At 61.2% G+C, this 17114-nt stretch carries 11 protein-coding genes; 7 read left to right on the forward strand and 4 right to left on the reverse strand.

The annotated features are described in order from the left end of the window. The first annotated feature begins 5 nt into the window (after positions 1 to 5). The 4 genes from IQ25_RS17250 (at position 6) to IQ25_RS17265 (ending at position 6398) form a co-directional block, all read left to right on the forward strand. Entirely contained in the window at positions 6 to 2591 is a 2586-nt protein-coding gene (locus tag IQ25_RS17250; protein WP_144907505.1) for a TonB-dependent receptor plug domain-containing protein, read from the forward strand. Between the two features lie 87 nt (positions 2592 to 2678). Continuing rightward, positions 2679 to 4304 carry an NAD-dependent malic enzyme gene (locus IQ25_RS17255; RefSeq protein ID WP_246415462.1) on the forward strand — a complete coding sequence of 542 codons (1626 nt, stop codon included), beginning with the start codon at positions 2679 to 2681 and terminating at the stop codon, positions 4302 to 4304. A gap of 72 nt (positions 4305 to 4376) precedes the next feature. After that, on the forward strand, positions 4377 to 5123 hold the full coding sequence (locus IQ25_RS17260) for a sulfite exporter TauE/SafE family protein (protein ID WP_158637783.1): 747 nt from the start codon (positions 4377 to 4379) through the stop codon (positions 5121 to 5123). Between the two features lie 228 nt (positions 5124 to 5351). Further along, the gene (locus IQ25_RS17265; RefSeq protein WP_144907508.1) at positions 5352 to 6398 is read left to right on the forward strand and encodes a LacI family DNA-binding transcriptional regulator; all 1047 of its coding nucleotides are present in this window, start codon (positions 5352 to 5354) and stop codon (positions 6396 to 6398) included. A gap of 57 nt (positions 6399 to 6455) precedes the next feature. Here IQ25_RS17265 and IQ25_RS17270 read toward each other — a convergent pair whose 3' ends face one another. Next, complete coding sequence (locus tag IQ25_RS17270; protein ID WP_258537061.1) at positions 6456 to 8723, reverse strand: TonB-dependent receptor; 2268 nt, start codon at positions 8721 to 8723, stop codon at positions 6456 to 6458. 354 nt (positions 8724 to 9077) lie between these two features. On the opposite strand from IQ25_RS17270, the gene IQ25_RS17275 reads away from it, so the two are divergent. Further along, positions 9078 to 11234 (forward strand): beta-glucosidase family protein, encoded by a 2157-nt coding sequence (locus IQ25_RS17275; protein WP_246415461.1) that lies wholly within the window; start codon positions 9078 to 9080, stop codon positions 11232 to 11234. Further along, positions 11234 to 12598 (forward strand): MFS transporter, encoded by a 1365-nt coding sequence (locus IQ25_RS17280; protein ID WP_144907510.1) that lies wholly within the window; start codon positions 11234 to 11236, stop codon positions 12596 to 12598. Before IQ25_RS17275 ends, IQ25_RS17280 begins: the two co-directional genes overlap by 1 nt. A 9-nt stretch (positions 12599 to 12607) precedes the next feature. Here IQ25_RS17280 and IQ25_RS17285 read toward each other — a convergent pair whose 3' ends face one another. The 3 genes from IQ25_RS17285 to IQ25_RS17295 are packed head-to-tail and all read right to left on the reverse strand — an operon-like array spanning position 12608 to position 15825. Next, a complete protein-coding gene (locus IQ25_RS17285) occupies positions 12608 to 13108 on the reverse strand; it encodes a MarR family winged helix-turn-helix transcriptional regulator (protein WP_144907511.1) in 501 nt (166 codons plus the stop codon). 60 nt (positions 13109 to 13168) lie between these two features. Then, positions 13169 to 14872 (reverse strand): thiamine pyrophosphate-requiring protein, encoded by a 1704-nt coding sequence (locus IQ25_RS17290; RefSeq protein ID WP_144907512.1) that lies wholly within the window; start codon positions 14870 to 14872, stop codon positions 13169 to 13171. 32 nt (positions 14873 to 14904) lie between these two features. Continuing rightward, complete coding sequence (locus IQ25_RS17295) at positions 14905 to 15825, reverse strand: ketopantoate reductase family protein (protein ID WP_144907513.1); 921 nt, start codon at positions 15823 to 15825, stop codon at positions 14905 to 14907. A 134-nt stretch (positions 15826 to 15959) separates the two neighbouring features. Between IQ25_RS17295 and IQ25_RS17300 the strand changes: the two genes are divergently transcribed. Beyond that, positions 15960 to 17114, forward strand: a 1155-nt coding sequence (locus IQ25_RS17300; protein ID WP_144907514.1) for an aldehyde dehydrogenase family protein, incomplete at its 3' end; no start/stop codon positions are given.

A 17114-nucleotide genomic window follows, 5' to 3' on the forward strand; every position in this document is an offset into this window, starting at 1 on the left:
TACACATGGCAAAGAGAGGAAAGTTCACACCGGCGCTGATGGGAGTTTCGCTGATTGCGATGCTCGCCCCTGCAACGGCACAGGCTCAGGACACGCAGGCTGCAGCTGACCAGCAGGCGGCTGACGAGGGCTCAGCACCGCAAGGCGAGCCCGCCGCGATCACAGTGATCGGTTCGCGCGGCAAGGCCAGAACAGACGTCGAGCGGCCGGTCGCAGTCGACGTAGTCTCAGGTTCTGAATTGCGCAGCACGGGCCAGGTCGATCTCGGCCAGCAAGTGCAGTTCACCTCTCCCTCGTTCAACTCGACCAAGTTCGGCGTCAACGGTGCGACCAACTTTGCGGACCCTGCATCGTTGCGTGGCATGTCGCCGGATCAGGTGCTGCTGCTGGTCAATGGCAAACGACGCCATCAGTTTTCGGCACTCAACCTCAATGTCTCTCCCGGGCTCGGGACGGTTGTGTCCGACCTCAACTCGATCCCGAGCGGCGCGATCCAGCGGATCGAGGTGCTGCGTGACGGTGCCGCCGCGCAGTACGGCTCCGATGCGATTGCCGGCGTGATCAACCTGACGCTCAACAATGCGAGCGAAGGCGGCAACGTCAATGTGACCAGCGGCCTCAACAAGGAAGGCGACGGCTTCACGATCCGCACGATGCTCAACCAGGGGTTGAAGCTGGGCGGCGATGGCGGATTCATCAATTATACGCTGGAATACTTCAGCACCGAAGGCACCAATCGTTCCGATCCTTATGACGGCGTGCTCTACCCGGCGACACCGGCCAACTACACCGGCCCGACTGCAAACTTTCCCTATACCACGGCCAACCCGCGCGCCGATCGTGGCGTCTATCCGCAGGGGCCGTTCGTGGTCGGCAACTATGGCTCCAACCAGAACCGGACGTATCAGGGCTTCGTCAATTCCGAACTGCCGCTGTCGGACAACATCAAGGCCTATCTGTTCGGAGGATATTCGCGCAAGGACATCCGCGCGTTCGGCTTCTTCCGCGCCCCGGCCACTTTTGCCAACTCCAACCTTACCATCTATCCCGATGGCTACGTGCCGATCCTTCCGGGACGCTCGATCGACTGGTCGGTCAACGGTGGTCTGAAAGGCGAGCTTGCCGGTTGGGACCTCGATCTCAGCTACGGCTTCGGTCACAATCATCTCGACCAGTGGGCGCGTGACACTGTCAATGCCTCGCTCGGAGCTGCCAGCCCCACCAGCTTTTACATCGGCCGTTCCGAATTCAACCAGCAGGTTGTCGAATTCACCGGCTCAAAGGACCTCGGCGCAGTCCTCGGCATGGACTCGCTCAACGTTGCAATGGGGCTGCAATGGCGTCGCGACAACTTCAAGGTGCAGCGTGGCGACCTTGCCTCCTACGTTGTCGGGCCACTTGCGGTCTCGGGCAAGACTCCGGGCACCAACGGCCGTCCCGGCTATGCGCCGCAAGACGAGAACGATCTCAGCCGTCGCAACATTGGCGCCTTCGTCGACGTCGAGGCGGACATCACATCGCGCTTCCTCATCGCTGCAGCACTTCGCTATGAGGACTACAGCGACTTCGGAGGCAACCTTTCGGGCAAGTTCGCCGGTCGCTTCAAGCTGAATGACAACCTGGGTATCCGCGCATCGTACAATCGCGGATTCCGTGCGCCGTCGCTGGCCCAGATCGGCAACCGGGTAAACACCTCGACCGTGCAGAACGGATTGATCCTTCAGACACAGCAGATCTCGAGCGACAATCCCCGCCTTGCGCAACTTGGCATCCCCGATCCCAAGGCCGAGATTTCGGACAGCTTTGCGGCAGGAATCACCGGGGATTTCGCTCGACTGACTGTCACGGTCGACGCATTCCAGATCAACATCAAGGACCGCATCGCCATTACCGACGGCATCCTGACCGCCAATTACCCTTCGGTTGCCGCCCTCTTCCCCGGTGTGCGTGAAATCCGCTTCTTCACCAACCAGATTGACACCCGCACGCGCGGCATCGATGTCGTCGCGACCTATCGCATGCCGCTTGGTGGAGGGAACAAGCTGAGCGTGACGCTGGCAGGAACCCATTCGCAGACCAAAGTTCTGCGGCAGCGTGAAACACCGGCAGCTCTGATTGCAGGGGCTTCGGCAGCCAACCGGGCCGCTCCGCTCATCGGCCTTACGGCGATCGAGCTTATCGAAGTGGCTTTGCCACGGACCAAGGTCCTGTTTTCTTCGAACCTCGATGTCGGCAACTTCACCCTGGGTGCGCGTGCCAGCTACTTCGGATCGGTCAAGGCCTTCAGCACCGGACTCAACAAGGCGGATTCGAACGTCAAGTGCGATGCCAACAACCGTTGCGTCCAGACTTTTGGCGGCAAGACGCTGGTGGACCTGAACGTTACCTACAGGTTCTCCGAGAACTTCTCGCTGACTGCAGGCGGCAACAACATCTTCGATACCTACCCGGACAAGTGGAACGCCAAGCGTGACGGCTTCACCGGCGAGGCCGCGTCCTATTCCAACGGCCAGACGCCCTACACGCGCAACGCCGGGCAGTTCGGCTTCAACGGGGCGTACTACTATCTGTCTGCCAATCTGAACTTCTGATCCACCCTGACTGAGCCGGCGGCATTCACATATGGCCGCCGGCTCCTCTTTCCCGGTCTGGAGAGCTGTCGAGAGGAACGAGAGATTTTGACTGCAGCGTGCCATCGGGTCGCCCGAAGCCTTCTGGCCGATCCCCTGACCAACAAGGGGACGGCCTTTACCGACGAAGAACGCACGGCCAATGGCCTGCACGGATTGCTGCCGCCGCATATCGGCACGCTCGAGAGCCAGATCGCACGACGCAGGCTGGCGCTTGCCGGCATGAGCGACGACTTTCAGCGCTATGTTTTTCTTCGCGATCTGCAGGACACGAACGAGGTTCTGTTCCACGCGCTGGTCCAGAGCGATCTCGAAGGATTGCTGCCGATCATCTATACACCGACGGTAGGCGAGGGCTGCCAGCGCTTCAGCGAAGTCTGGCGCAAGCCGCGCGGCGTTTTCCTGTCTTGGCCGAACCGGGAGCGGATGGCCGACATTCTGGCCGACCCGCGCTTCGACCGCGTGAAGGTCATCGTGGTGAGCGATGGGGAGCGTATCCTTGGGCTTGGCGATCAGGGCGCTGGCGGGATGGGCATCCCGATTGGCAAGCTGGCACTCTACACAGCCTGCGCGGGCATAAATCCCGCGCAAGTCCTGCCGATCCTGCTTGATGTCGGCACCGACAACCAGGAGCGCCGGGAAGATCCGCTCTATGTCGGCTGGCGCGCGCCGCGCGTCAGGGGCGCCGATTACGACGCCTTTCTCGAAGACTTCGTCAGCACGATCGAGAGGCGCTTTCCCGGCGCACTGCTCCAGTGGGAAGACTTTTCCGGCAAGAATGCCTTTGATCTGCTGGCCCGCTACCGCCACCGTCTGCTCAGCTTCAACGACGACATCCAGGGCACCGCCGCAACAGCAGCAGGCACGCTGCTGGCCGCCGTCCGGCGCACGGGTATCCCGCTTGCACAGAACCGGTTCGTCATCTTCGGCTTCGGTGCTGCGGGCAGCGGCATCGCCGAATTGCTCGTCCGGATGCTGCGTGCAGAAGGTGATGACGAACAAACCGCCCGACGGCGTATATGGGCGATCGACCAACAGGGTCTGATTACCGATGCACTGTCGGATCTTCCACCTCAGCAGGCACCATTTGCCCGCCCGGCGGCCGAGACCGCGAACTGGACACGATCCAACACCGGCGCCTTTCCCGCTCTTTACGACACCATCGTCAACGTGCAGCCCACTGTCCTGATCGGTACTTCGGGTCAGAAGAATGCATTCGATGCGCCAACCATACATCGGCTCGCGCAAGACTGCGCAATGCCCGTGGTGTTTCCTCTGTCCAATCCCCGCAGCAGGGCGGAGGCAGAACCCGAAGACCTCATCGCCTGGACCGGGGGGCGCGGCATCATCGGCACGGGCAGTCCGTTCGCCGTGCCGGGCGTTGCGCAAGTGAACAATGTCTACGTCTTTCCCGGCGTCGGCCTTGGTGCACTGGCGAGCGGGGCACGGGAAGTGACGAACGCGATGTTCCTGGCAGCTGCACGCGGCCTTGGAGAGCTTGCGCCCAGCGATGGGCCTCTCCTCCCACCGGTCACGGCGCTGCGCGAAGTGGCAGTACGGATCGCGACGATTGTTGCGGAACAGGCCGTGCTGGATGGCGTGGCCACCCGTCCGCCTGCGGCTTTGACGGCCGAGAAGATAGCTGGAATGATGTGGCATCCATCGTACGCCTGACGTGCACTTGCACTTCAGGATGTTCGCCAGGCGCTGCCGACAGGAGAAATGGCTTTGGAAAGCGCGTGGCATTTGGCCCTCTTGGTTGTTGCAGGAGCCATCGCCGGCGCGGTGAACGCCATTGCCGGGGGTGGGCCGATCCTGACGCTGGCCGGCATGATGGCCTTGGGGATCGATCCCAGACTGGCCAACCTCACGTCCACCGTCGCACTCAGTCCCGGACAGGCAGCTGCCGGCTTCATGGCGTGGAAGACGCTGCGCGTGCGTTCATCGGTGGCGCACCATCTGGGCGGCAGCTTCGTTTTATCAATCGTGCTCGCCATCGCAGGCGGTGCAGTGGGTGCCCTGCTGCTTCTGTCGACCGATCCGGCCGGCTTCCGCAAGCTCGTCGTCTGGCTCGTGCTTCTGGCAACCGCAATCTATGCATGGGCCGGACGCGGAAAGGCCACTGCTGGGGCCGGATCGGTGCTTTCTCCCTGGCTGTATTGGCCGATCCTTGCGATCCTGGCAGTCTATGGTGGCTACTTCGGCGGAGGGAACAGCTTTCTCGTGCTGGCACTTCTCGCCTTCAGCGGATTGGCTGGCGTCGAGGGCGGGGCGGCGAAAAACATCATCGTTGCAGCGTTGAACGCAGGTGCGGTGGTCATCTTCGTCGCATCCGGCAGCACACAGTGGCTGCTTGCGCTGCCTCTGGCCGTGGGAGGCCTCATCGGCAGTGTTGGCGGAGCCCACCTGCTCGGCCGCCTCCGGGCAAGCCAGATTCGTCCGATCGTGATCGGCAGTGGGCTGTTCCTTGCCGCATGGCTGGCGATCAGGTGATCATACAGGTGCGGCCCGCCTCCTCGATCCGAACGACAGCCGCGTCTATGGTCTCCTCTGGACGGTGTCGAACGTCGCCAGACAGGACCCCGCCATGCCGGTCGGTGCCGACCACATTCCGCGCGACTGCCCCCAGTTCGTCCGATTGGAGCTTGGCATAAGCGGTTGTGACCGTTTGCGCTGGCGATTAGGTAGTGTCGAAATGGTTCGAGATGTGTACTTCGACTGATGAAATCTAAAAGTGATGCCAGCGAGCCGAAGCGGTCAGCCAAACCGACGATCGTCGATGTTGCAAGGCTTGCCGGTGTCTCTTTCAAAACCGTCTCGCGCGTGATCAATGACGAGAAGTACGTGGGTGACGATCTGCGCGTGAAAGTGCAGGCGGCGATCGAAACGCTGGGCTTCGTACCCAACATCGGTGCCAGGACAATTCGCGGCGGGCGGCACATGATCATCGCGCTGCTGTTCCCGGACCGCAAGTCACAATACCAGCTCGAAATTCAGGATGCAGCATTGTCGGCCTGCCGCGCGGCAGGATATCACATGATTGCCGAGCCGCTCTCTGCCGATGTTCTTTCAGACAGGGACCTGATTCGACGGCAGATGGCCGGAGTGAAGGTGGATGGCTACATCATCCTCCCGCCTTTGGGAGACAATGCAGACCTGCTTGCCGTACTGCAGGAATCCGGAAAGCCGTTCTCCAGGCTTGCCCCTGCCGAACACGCGGAGGTGGGCGCTGAGGTCGTGGTCGACGATAGTGCAGCGGTGCGATCAATGGTCGATCATCTATGGGCCTTGGGTCATCGCCGCATCGGTTTCGTGATCGGTACCGCCAGTCATTCCTCTGCCAGGACCCGCCTTACAGCTTTCGTCGATCACGTGACGCGCCTTTCTGGCACGGTGCCGCTCGATCTGATCCTGCAGGGTGACTTCACCGCAGAGACCGGAAGAGACGCCGCCGAGAAGCTGTTGAACCTGCCGGTGCCGCCCACAGCCATATTTGCTTCGAACGACGAGATGGCAACTGGCGTGATCAGCCACGCGCTCGGCAGGGGCATCAGGATTCCCGATGATCTTTCGGTGTGCGGTTTCGACGACAGTCCGATTGCGCGGCTGATCTGGCCTGCGCTTACCACAATACACCAGCCTTTGGCGGACATGGTGCAGATGGCGGTTCAGCAACTGATAAAGCCACGCTCGTCCCGGCGCGTCACGCTGCCGCTCACGCTCGTGCAGCGGCAGTCGACCGGGCCTGTACCTCAGAACGCTGCCTGAACACGAAAAAGGGACGCATTGCTGCGCCCCCTTCTCGATTACCGGAAGAGCTTCGGCTTAAAACTTGAAGCCTGCGCGAACGCCGTAGGTGCGTGGCTGCTCAAACTGGACATTCGCGAGGCGACCGCCCTGAGCTTGCGAAATCGTGAGTTCGTTCTCGATGTTCTTGACGAAACCCTGCACGTAGTAGCGCTTTTCCGGCGCGTTATACGTCAGGGTAATGTCGGTCTTCGTGAACGACGGCTGCCTGAACTGCGAAAGCGTGCCCAGGTTGGTGATGTAGTAGCTGGAATTGATCAGCGAGCGGACGCCAAACTCCACTTCTGCCTCATTGCCCAGCACGAATGTGTGGGTGTAGCCGAGGTTGGCCGTCCACTTGGGTGCATGGTCTAGATGCTTGCCCGCAAAGCTGAGCGGGTTTGCCGCAGTCGGGAAAGTGACGTCCGGGATGAAGGTTGCAAAGCGCGCATTGAGATAGTTCACGCCGACAGTGAATTGCCCCCCGGCATATGGCGATGCAATTGCTTCCAGTTCAACGCCATCGACCTTGGCCTTGGCCGCGTTGCTGGTCCGGTTGCCAGGTACCGGCGTCACGACGACCTGGCTGATCTGCAGGCCCGAGTAATCGTAGTGGAACACCGATCCATTCAGGCGCAGACCTTCGGCAAGCTTGAGCTTTGCGCCCACTTCATAGGCCGTGAGGTTTTCGGGATCGTAGTAAAGGGTCGACGGGGTAAGAATGCAGCCGGTGCCACCCACCGTGCCTGCAAGGCAGCCGTCGTTGAAACCGCCAGCCTTGTAGCCGGTAGAGACGCTGGCGAATACGAGGCCGAGCGGCGTATCGTAGTCGACACCGACTTTCCAAGTGGTCTTGCTCCAGTCAGCAGCGGCGATGTTGGTGTTGAGCGTGCAACGCAGCGTGCCGCATGGCGAGGCCGCCAGCGTCGGGTAGTCCGCCACAGTCAGGCCGTTGCGTGACTTCTCGTCCTTCGTGTAGCGGATGCCGCCGGTGACATGCAGTTCGGGCGTGACGTCGTACGTCACCGTGCCGAACACGCCCTTCGAAGTCGACTGCGTCGGGCCCTGAACGAAACCGAACCCGACTGCTCCGACGCGGCCGCCCGAAGATGCTTCCGGATTGCCCAGGATCAGCGAGAGGTTGCTGCGCTCGCGGAAGTAATAGAGACCGACCTGCCCATGCAACGGGCTGCCTTGGCCAAACGCAGCACGCAATTCGTGTGACTGCTGGTTGAACCGGCCGCGATAGACTGCCGGGTTGCTGGCAAAGCTGCCCACGATGTAGTTCCGCCGATCGTCGCGGTGGGTCTCGCGATAGGAGCCGAGGTAGGTCAGCTCAACCGGGCCGAAGTCGTAGGAGAATTCGCCCGTGATACCGCCGAAGCGATAATTGCGTTGGTCGGGGCCTGCCAGCGGGAACGGAAAGGTGAGGCGCTGCTCGTTGCTCAGGCCTTCGACATAAGGCTGGTCGACACCCTTGGGCGAGGTTCCGAACGCGTTGGCGAGCGGCAACACGTTGAGCATGCTGCCATTTGCATTCGAGTAGTCGCCGCGAACGACGAAACGGAAATCTTCGGCCAGCGTCCCGCCAAACGAGAGACGGGTTGAAAAGGTGTCGCGCGCAGGCAGGAGCGTTCCACCGCTGGTGTTCGCGAGACGGATGACATTGTCCATCCGGTCATAGTTCACAGCCCCGCGAATTCCGAGGGTTTCACCGACCGGCACATTGAGCATCGCGGTGACGCCACGCTGGCCATAGTTGCCGAAATAGGCATCGCCCGACGCTTCGAACTCGGCCTTCGGCTTCGCTGAAATGACGTTGATGACACCGGCGGTGGTGTTACGGCCATAGAGGGTGCCCTGCGGACCACGCAGAACTTCTACGCGTTCAAGATCATAGAAGCTGCCAAGGATGTCGGCAGAGCGCGCGATGTAGACGCCGTCGAGCAGGAACGCGGCCGATGGATCACCCTTTTCGGTTGTGTCCGTGGAAGTGACGCCACGGATCGCGACGCGCGCATTGTCACGGTCAGTGCTGATACGCACGTTGGGGACGGCCTGGCCGAGCGAACGCGCATCCACGATGCCGGCATCGCGCAACCCGTCCTGCGAGATCGCCGTCATGGCGATCGGCGTCTTGGACAGGCGCGATTCCGTACGGTTGGCCGTGACGATGATGTCACCGCTATCGGCGCTGCCCGAATCCTCCTGGGCCACCTGAGCAGCGGTTTCGGCCTGTTGCGCCAGCGCGGATGCGGACGGCAGTGCGAACAAGATGGCCGAACCGGCCAGCAAGGTGTGTCTCACGATTTTCCTCCCCCAGGGATTGATGTCTGGAAGCCTGCAAATGACACACCCGACAGGGCTCGTCAAGACAACATTGTCATACATCATTTGCACCTTTCTCGACAGATCGGAAACCCGCATCCACAAGGAGATCGAAACCGCTGAAACCCGCCATAACTTAACAGTTATAGGGAGATATTGCATCTACACCCACGCCTTTCGGCTGCCCACGCGAATGCTTCACGATCGACGACCTGCGCCAGAACGTCATTTCGATTTGACGATTCGATATCAGATATGGCAATGTTGTCACAACAGGGATGGCCCTTCCCATCCCCAACGGCGAATTGTGAATCCGAGAGGTCCAGAGGCAGCATGAGTTCAAGTCAGTCGTTCTGCGTTCCCGAAATGCCTGCCATCGAAGGGGCGGACGAGCGTGCTGCGCAATTGCTCGCCCGGATGACTCTCGAGGAAAAGCTGCGCATCGTTCACGGCCCCATGGGGCGTGTGCGCATGGGCATTCCGGCGCCTGAGCGGGCGCTCGGATCGGCCGGCTTCATTCCCGGCGTCGCGCGTCTGGGCATACCCGATCTGCAAGAGACGGATGCAAGCGTCGGCGTAACCAATCCTGACAATTGCCGTCCGGGCGATGGCGCCACGGCGCTCCCTTCTACGATCGCGCTGGCATCGACCTGGGATCGGACACTCGCACACGCTTGCGGGCGGATTCTTGGGAACGAGAGCCGTAACAAGGGCTTCAACGTGATGCTGGCTGGCGGTGTGAACATCGCACGCGAGCCGCGCAATGGACGAAACTTCGAGTACTTCGGCGAGGACCCGCTGCTGAGCGGCATTCTGGCGGGGGAAAGCATCCGCGGCATTCAGGACGAAAACGTCGTCTCGACCGTCAAGCACTTCGCCCTGAACAATCAGGAGACTGGCCGATTCAGTGCGGATGTTCGCATCAGCGAGGCCGCGGCTCGTGAGAGCGATCTTCTCGCTTTTGAAATCGCCATCGAAATCGGACAGCCCGGTTCGGTGATGTGCGCCTATAACCTGGTCAATGGCGAGTACTGCAGCGACAGCAGCTGGCTGCTAAACACCGTATTGAAAGGCGACTGGCGCTATCCTGGCTGGGTCATGTCGGATTGGGGTGCTGTGCGCAGCGTCGATTGCGCCATGGCCGGGCTCGACCAGCAGTCGGGAGATCAGCTGGACGCCGAGGTGTTCTTCGATCAGCCGCTCCGGGAAAAGGTGCAGCAGGATCCGAAGTGGGCCGCCAGGCTGGACGACATGGTCCACCGCATCTTGCGATCGCTGTTCGCAGTGGGTCTGATGGATCGCCCGGTCCAGGCCGGACCGATTGACTACGCCGCCCACGCCAACCTTTCGCGCCAGACCGCTGAAGACGGCATCGTCATGCTGCGGAATGAGAACAACGCGCTGCCATTGTCGTCCCCGCGGTCGATTGCGATCATTGGCGGGATGTCCGAATTCGGCGTTCTGGCCGGCGGTGGTTCGTCCTACGTGACGGCGATTGACGGACCGGGCATACAGATCCCCGCGATGGGGGTGTCTGCCGTGGGCGTTCCGCGCACGATGATCTACCACCCCTCATCACCTTATGCTGCCTTGAGAGCCGCGCTGCCCGATGCGGAATTTCAGATCAACGACGGCGCTTATCCTGCTGCTGCGGCCGAGATTGCAAGTCGCGCCGAAGTCGCGATCGTCTTTGCCACCCAATGGACAACGGAATCGGTCGATGTTCCGGACCTGTCATTGCCGAACGGTCAGGACGAACTCATCCGTGCGGTCGCGCGCGCAAATCCGCGCACAGTCGTCGTCCTCGAAACCGGCGGCCCGGTCCTGATGCCCTGGCTGGAAGATGTCCCGGCAGTGATCGAGGCCTGGTACTCCGGCAACCGGGGAGGCGAGGCGATTGCCAATGTCCTGACCGGCAAGGCAAGTCCGTCTGGACGGCTGCCGATAACCTTCCCGGCGTCGACCGAACAACTGCCTCGCCCGCAGCTCTTCGGTCTCGGCATGTCAGCTTTCGATGCGGCAAATGCACGGGAAGTGTTCCCCCTGCCCTACGAGGAAGGTTCCTGCGTGGGATATCGCTGGTTCGCACGCGAGGGCCATGTGCCGCTTTTTCCCTTCGGCTTCGGGCTGACCTACACGCGTTTCGCCTACTCCAACCTGCATGTGACCTGGATCGGTGAAAGCGCCGAGGCGACTTTCACCGTCACCAACATTGGCGACCTTGCCGGCACGGATGTCCCGCAACTCTATCTGACGCATATCGACGGGGTTGTGGACCAGCGACTGTGTGGATGGGAGAAGGTGCGCCTCGATCCTGGGGCGAGCCAAACCTTTACGACGACAATTGATCCCCGATTGCTGGCACGCTTCGACGAGATCGATCGTCGTTGGCACATACCTGCAGCGACGTTCCGCCTTGCAGTCGGCGCAAGTGCGATTGACTTGAGAACTTCGGCCGATCTGCTTGTTTCAGAAGCGAGGAGTTTCTGATGTCACATTCGACCGGCCGCATGTCACTCCCCCGGAAGCTCGGCTACGCGGTCGGCAATTTCGGTCTGAACATATACTGGCAGAGCCTCACGTACTTCCTGCTCTACTTCTACACTGATGTGGTCGGCCTGAGCGGCGCGACGGCGGGAGCCATCTACATGGTTGCGTCGATGTTCGACGCTGCGATCGATCCCGTTGCAGGCGTCCTGATGGATCGTACCCGCACCCGGTGGGGGCGCTATCGGCCATGGATTGCGATCGGAGCGGTACCGCTCGCCCTGTCGTTCATGCTTCTGTATCTTTCGCCCAGCCTGGAAGGGAGCCTGCTGGTAGTGGCAGTGACGGCCAGCCACCTCCTGTTCCGGATATGCTATACGACAGTCGCGGTGCCGTTCAATTCGCTCACGGCACGCATCACGCAGGATCAGGCCGAACGCACCCAGTTGACGGCCCTCAATGTTCTGTTCGCATCTGCAGCCGGTTCGGTGGTCGCATTGCTCACACAGCCATTGGTACAGTTGGCTGGTGGCGCGCAGAACAACGGATTCTTCTGGGCTGCTACGCTCGGTGGGGTCGTCGCCACGGCGATCTTTGCCTTCGTGGCCATGGTCACACGTGAGCCAGCCGAGCAGGAGGAGAGCGAGGGTTCGCTTTCGCTGACGGTCGGTGTTGATCGTGCAGCGCTTGGCACCGTTTTCAAGAACCGTGCATTTCTGCTGCTGGTATCGGGCCTTCTCTTCGCCACTTTCAATACGACCGTGCTCAGCAAGTCCATGATATACTACTTCAAGTATGTCGTTGGCGATGAGAGCGCGTCACGGGGTGCCCTTACGTTTGCCACAACCGCAGCATTTGTGCTTGTACCGATCTGGGCGACCTTGGGGCGTTTCTTTGGCAAGCGTGCGGTCTGGTTGTTGGCAGTAGCTGTCGGACTGGTGGGAGCGGCGTTCCTGGGTTTGGTCCAGCCGGTTGCATCCCTCACGACCACGGCAGCGTTCGCCATAATGCAAACCGGCACGGTCGGCATTGCCGTCGCATACTGGGCCCTGCTTCCAGATACGGTTGAATACGGCGAATGGGCTGGCGGGGTGCGGCTCGAATCGTTCCTCTTCGGGCTTTTCATGTTCGTGCAGAAAATGGGACTGGGTGCCGCCGCAGGGCTGTTCGGATTCTGCCTCTCGCAGTTGGGTTATGATCCCGGGTCGCCAAACGGGGGCGGCCTGGGACCGGCACTTCCGTCAATGATCGCAATCCTGTGCGGCTTGAGCCTGGCAAGCAGCGGGACGTGCGCCTTCTTCTCTCCGCTGCGCAAGGGGGTTCACGAAGACATCGTGGCCGAAGTGCGACGCCGGCGGGCAGCCTGAGCGGTACTGTTACTCCGCCGAGAGGTTGTCGGCCAGATCGCGCAGCATTTGCAACAGGATCGTCCTGTTCCTGGAGCCGATGATCCGATCGAGGCGCTTGTTGTGCGCATCCGCGTGGAATTCCAGTTCAGCGAGGTGACGCTGGCCGGCGGCGGTCAGCGCGATACGGAATGATCGTTGATCGGCCTCGTCACGTGTCTTCTCGATCAGGCCTGCCTTGCCCAGTTCCCGCAAGGATGCGGTAAGCGTTGACTTGTCGCGGCCAACTGCATGGCTCAGGTCACGCTGGTTAATGCCGGGATTGTCGTTGATCACGACCAGCAGGGCATACCATCCCGGCCAAATGCCAGCCTCCCCGACGCGTGCTGCAAATGCGGCGAACGATGCCTCTTGCGCACGCCGCAACTGATAGGCCAGGACCTCATCGAGATTGCGCGTCAAACGCTCTGATGGGCCTGAGCCAGCCATCTCTAGTGCAGTTTCGGCTGTCGGCGCGCGCTTGCGGGACATGTGCTCCAGACAGTCAAGTGGACGAAGGCTTGTGGGTATGGCTCAAGCTGCGCAGCTTGGCTATCCCAAGCGCGCCTCGACCAGCACGGAACGTCTTTCATTGCGCAGGATTGCAAACGCTCTTGCCATGACCTCGTCCAGATCGCTCTCGCGATCAACCATGATCGGCTCGGCATTTCCCGCCGCCTTGGCGATGCCACCGTAGTCAGGAGCAGGGGAGAAACTCAGATCGAGAGTTTCGGCCCTGCTGGCGTAGCCGTCCGGATGAACAGCAAGAGCCGAATGCCGCGGGGCATTCCAGCCATCGTTGTTGAGCACGATCTGCAGAAATGGCGCATCATAGCGCCGTGCGATCCAGTGCACCGACGACGGGACCGTAAACATGTAGGTGCCATCACCGCTGATGGCGACAACCGTTGCGTCCGGTGATGCCAGCTTGGCTCCGATCGCCGCGCCGCCATTGTATCCGAGCGATCCGCCACCGCTGGCGAACATGGTGCCGGGCTCGTTTGGCGCAATGTGATCGAAGACCGGTTGGTAGTTCGTAATGCCTTCGTTGATCACGATCGCATGATTGCCGAGATGTGTGCGCACGCTGGCCATCAGCCTAGCAGTCGTAAGAGCACCGGTTTCAGCCTCTTCAGACGCAAGCCGCGCCCGACGTTTGGCACTCAACCTTGCATAGTGCGCGCGACGCTCTCCGATCAGGCCCTGGTCGATCGCCAGATTGGACAGCGCTTCGGAGATCTCGGCCAGTGCCGTTTCAGCATCGGCACGATAAGCGCCATGCGGCTCGATGTACCACAGCGGCATCTGTTCCTTGAGTGGGTCGATATCGATGTGCAGGATTCTGGCATGGGCTGAAGGGCGGTTCTTTGCCGGGATCCATGGCACATCGCTGTCGATCACAAGCACGAGATCGGCCTCGGCAAGTGCCTCGTTTTGCCGTGGATCGTTCCAGTAGCTGCCAAGAAAGCAATCATGGCCATGCGGCACGTTTACATAGCTTGGCACTGACTCAACGACCCCGATGCCATAGCGATCGCAAAGGCTGGCCAGCTGACGGGCCGCAGCTGGATTTCGGCCGAGATAGGACGTGACGACGAGCGGGCGGCGAGCCTTGGCAATATCGCCTGCGATTGAGCGAGCGTTCCTGTCTCCCAGCGCAGGAGCCGAAACTGGCCCCCAGCGTGCAATATCAATATCCACCTGTTCGCAGGAGGCCTCAAGCACTTCGCGTGCTGCCATGAGATAGACCGGTCCTTTTGGATCGGTCCGGGCAAACTGCATGGCACGGTGCACGACCTGCTTTACATTCGCCCCCGTTCGGATTTCGTTGTCGTATCGCATGTATCCGCGCACCAGGCCGCGCTGATCATGCACATCCTGAATCCATTGGATAAACTCGTTGCGGCTGCCAAGCAGTTCGCCGTCCTGGGTGAATGGCGAAGAGCCTGCAAAGATGAGTACCGGGATACGAGCTTTTGCAGCGTTATGGACAGCACCTGCCAACGCCTGCGTGCCGCATTCGACATGGATGACCACCGCCTGAGGCCGCCCGGTTACCTGCGTGAAGCCGTGGGCAATCGTCAGCGCGACCATCTCGTTAGGGCACGTAATCACGCGCGGCACCGGTCGGCCCTCGGCGCGGGCCTTGGCAATTGCTTCCACCAAGCCCGGATGATCGCTCCCCAGATTGACGAACATGTACTCGATGCCTTGTTCGACCAGTGCATCGATGAAAGCTGTGGCAGTGGTATACATGATGAGATTGCGTCCTTTACGAGCGCGGGGAATCAGCGCCCGGCACGAAGAGCACTTGCGTGGTTGAGGCCGCGCAGCAGGCTTGCACATGCGTTGAGCAAAGGTGCGTCGACCCCGGACGACCGGGCTGCAGCCAGCAGGCCGCCCTGAATTGAATCGACCTCCATCGGCCGCCCGGCCTCCACATCCTGCAACATTGAAGGCTTGTGATCACAGTGATGAAGCATCGCGAATTCAACGTTGGCATGCACCGCCTTGCCGTCGGCCTGGATACCGACAGCCTTCGCGATCTTGATGCCCTCGGTCACGATCCCGATGGCCATGTCGCAGGAAGGTCCATGCGCGCCTATCTGTCCGACGGTAAGGCGCGTTAGTGCGGCTACGCCGTTAAGAGCGGCATTGAAGATTACCTTTTCCCAGACATGGCGCTGAACGTCGACATCGGCGGTAGCGGCAAGTCCCGCGTTGTTGAGAGCTGAGGTGACTGTGGCGATTGCCGGTCGCTCCGAGCCATCCAAGCTCCACAGCTTCACGCTTCCTTCACCGCCGACGTGGATCCGCCCGTGCCCAAGCAGATCGGCAGGCCAGTTCGTGATGCCGCAGAGCACTTTTTCAGGGCCGACGAGTTCAGCGATGCACTCACCGTTCCCGAGGCCGTTCTGCAATGTCAGAACGCTGGTCGTATCCCCGATCAGATTCAGATTCTGCTGAACCGCAACCTTGGTGAACATGGACTTGGTGAAGACAATCACCAGATCGGCAACCCCGCTGGCTGAGCCCGGCAATACCGCTCGTGCGGGGATGGCCACCCCATTCTCTGACACCCCTCCGTGATTGATGGCATCAACGCGAGCACTGTCGGCGTCGATGAATGTCACGTCGTGCCCGGCAGCCAGCAGTCTCGCGCCGAACAATGTGCCCATTGCACCCGTCCCGATCACAAACACGCGCATCGCATTCTCCTGTCCCGCAGCGCACGGCAGGTAACGATTCTCGTTCGCCGTCAGCGTCAGCTAGAGCATTTTTAGTTGGACATCAAACTATATTGACCTATGCAGGCATCAGCGAGCGAGAGAGGAGAGCAGACATGCAATTCGAACGCATCAACCCCATGACTGGTGCTGTCGCGTCAACCGCCGAGGCGATGCAGGCATCTGACATTCCGGCGATTGCAGCCAGGGCGGGAGCTGCCTTTCCTGCCTGGGCCGGGATGGGGCCGAACGCCCGCCGCGCCGTGCTGATGAAGGCGGCAAGCGCGCTTGAGGCGAAGGCCGATGCCTTTGTCGAGGCGATGATGGGTGAAATTGGAGCGACCAAGGGCTGGGCGCTGTTCAATCTCGGCCTTGCGGCATCGATGGTTCGAGAAGCCGCTGCGCTCACCACCCAGATTTCCGGCGAGGTCATTCCTTCCGACAAGCCGGGGTGCCTGGCCATGGCCCTGCGCGAACCGGTTGGCGTGATCCTTGGCATTGCGCCGTGGAATGCGCCGATCATCCTTGGCGTGCGTGCGATCGCCGTGCCGCTGGCCTGCGGCAATGCCGTGATCCTCAAGGCTTCCGAGCAATGCCCGCGCACCCATGCGCTGATCATCGAGGCTTTTGCCGAAGCGGGCTTCCCCGAAGGCGTGGTCAATGTCGTGACCAATGCGCCGAAGGATGCGGCTGAGGTTGTGGGCGCGCTGATCGATGCGGGCGAGGTAAGGCGGATCAATTTCACCGGCTCCACCGCTGTTGGCCGGATCATTGCCAAGCGCGCTGCCGAGCACCTCAAGCCCTGCCTGCTCGAACTGGGCGGCAAGGCGCCGCTGATCGTGCTGGATGATGCTGATCTGGATGAGGCGGTGAAGGCAGCAGCATTTGGCGCCTTCATGAACCAGGGCCAGATCTGCATGTCGACCGAGCGGATCATCGTCGTCGATGCCGTCGCCGACGCCTTCGCCGAGAAGTTCAAGGCCAAGGTCGCGACGCTGGCCGTGGGCGACCCTCGCGAGGGGACAACGCCGCTTGGTGCCGTCGTGGACGCCAAGACTGTGGCACACTGCCAGAGCCTGATCGACGATGCCGTGGCCAAGGGCGCAAAGGTTCTGACGGGCGGCGAAACCACGCACAACGTGCTGATGCCCGCCCACGTCGTCGATGGCGTGACGCAGGACATGAAGCTGTTCCGCGATGAAAGCTTCGGCCCGGTTGTCGGCGTGATCCGGGCCCGCGATGAGGCCCATGCGATCGAACTGGCCAACGAC

This window comes from Novosphingobium taihuense (genome assembly GCF_007830315.1).
GTDB lineage: Bacteria > Pseudomonadota > Alphaproteobacteria > Sphingomonadales > Sphingomonadaceae > Novosphingobium > Novosphingobium taihuense.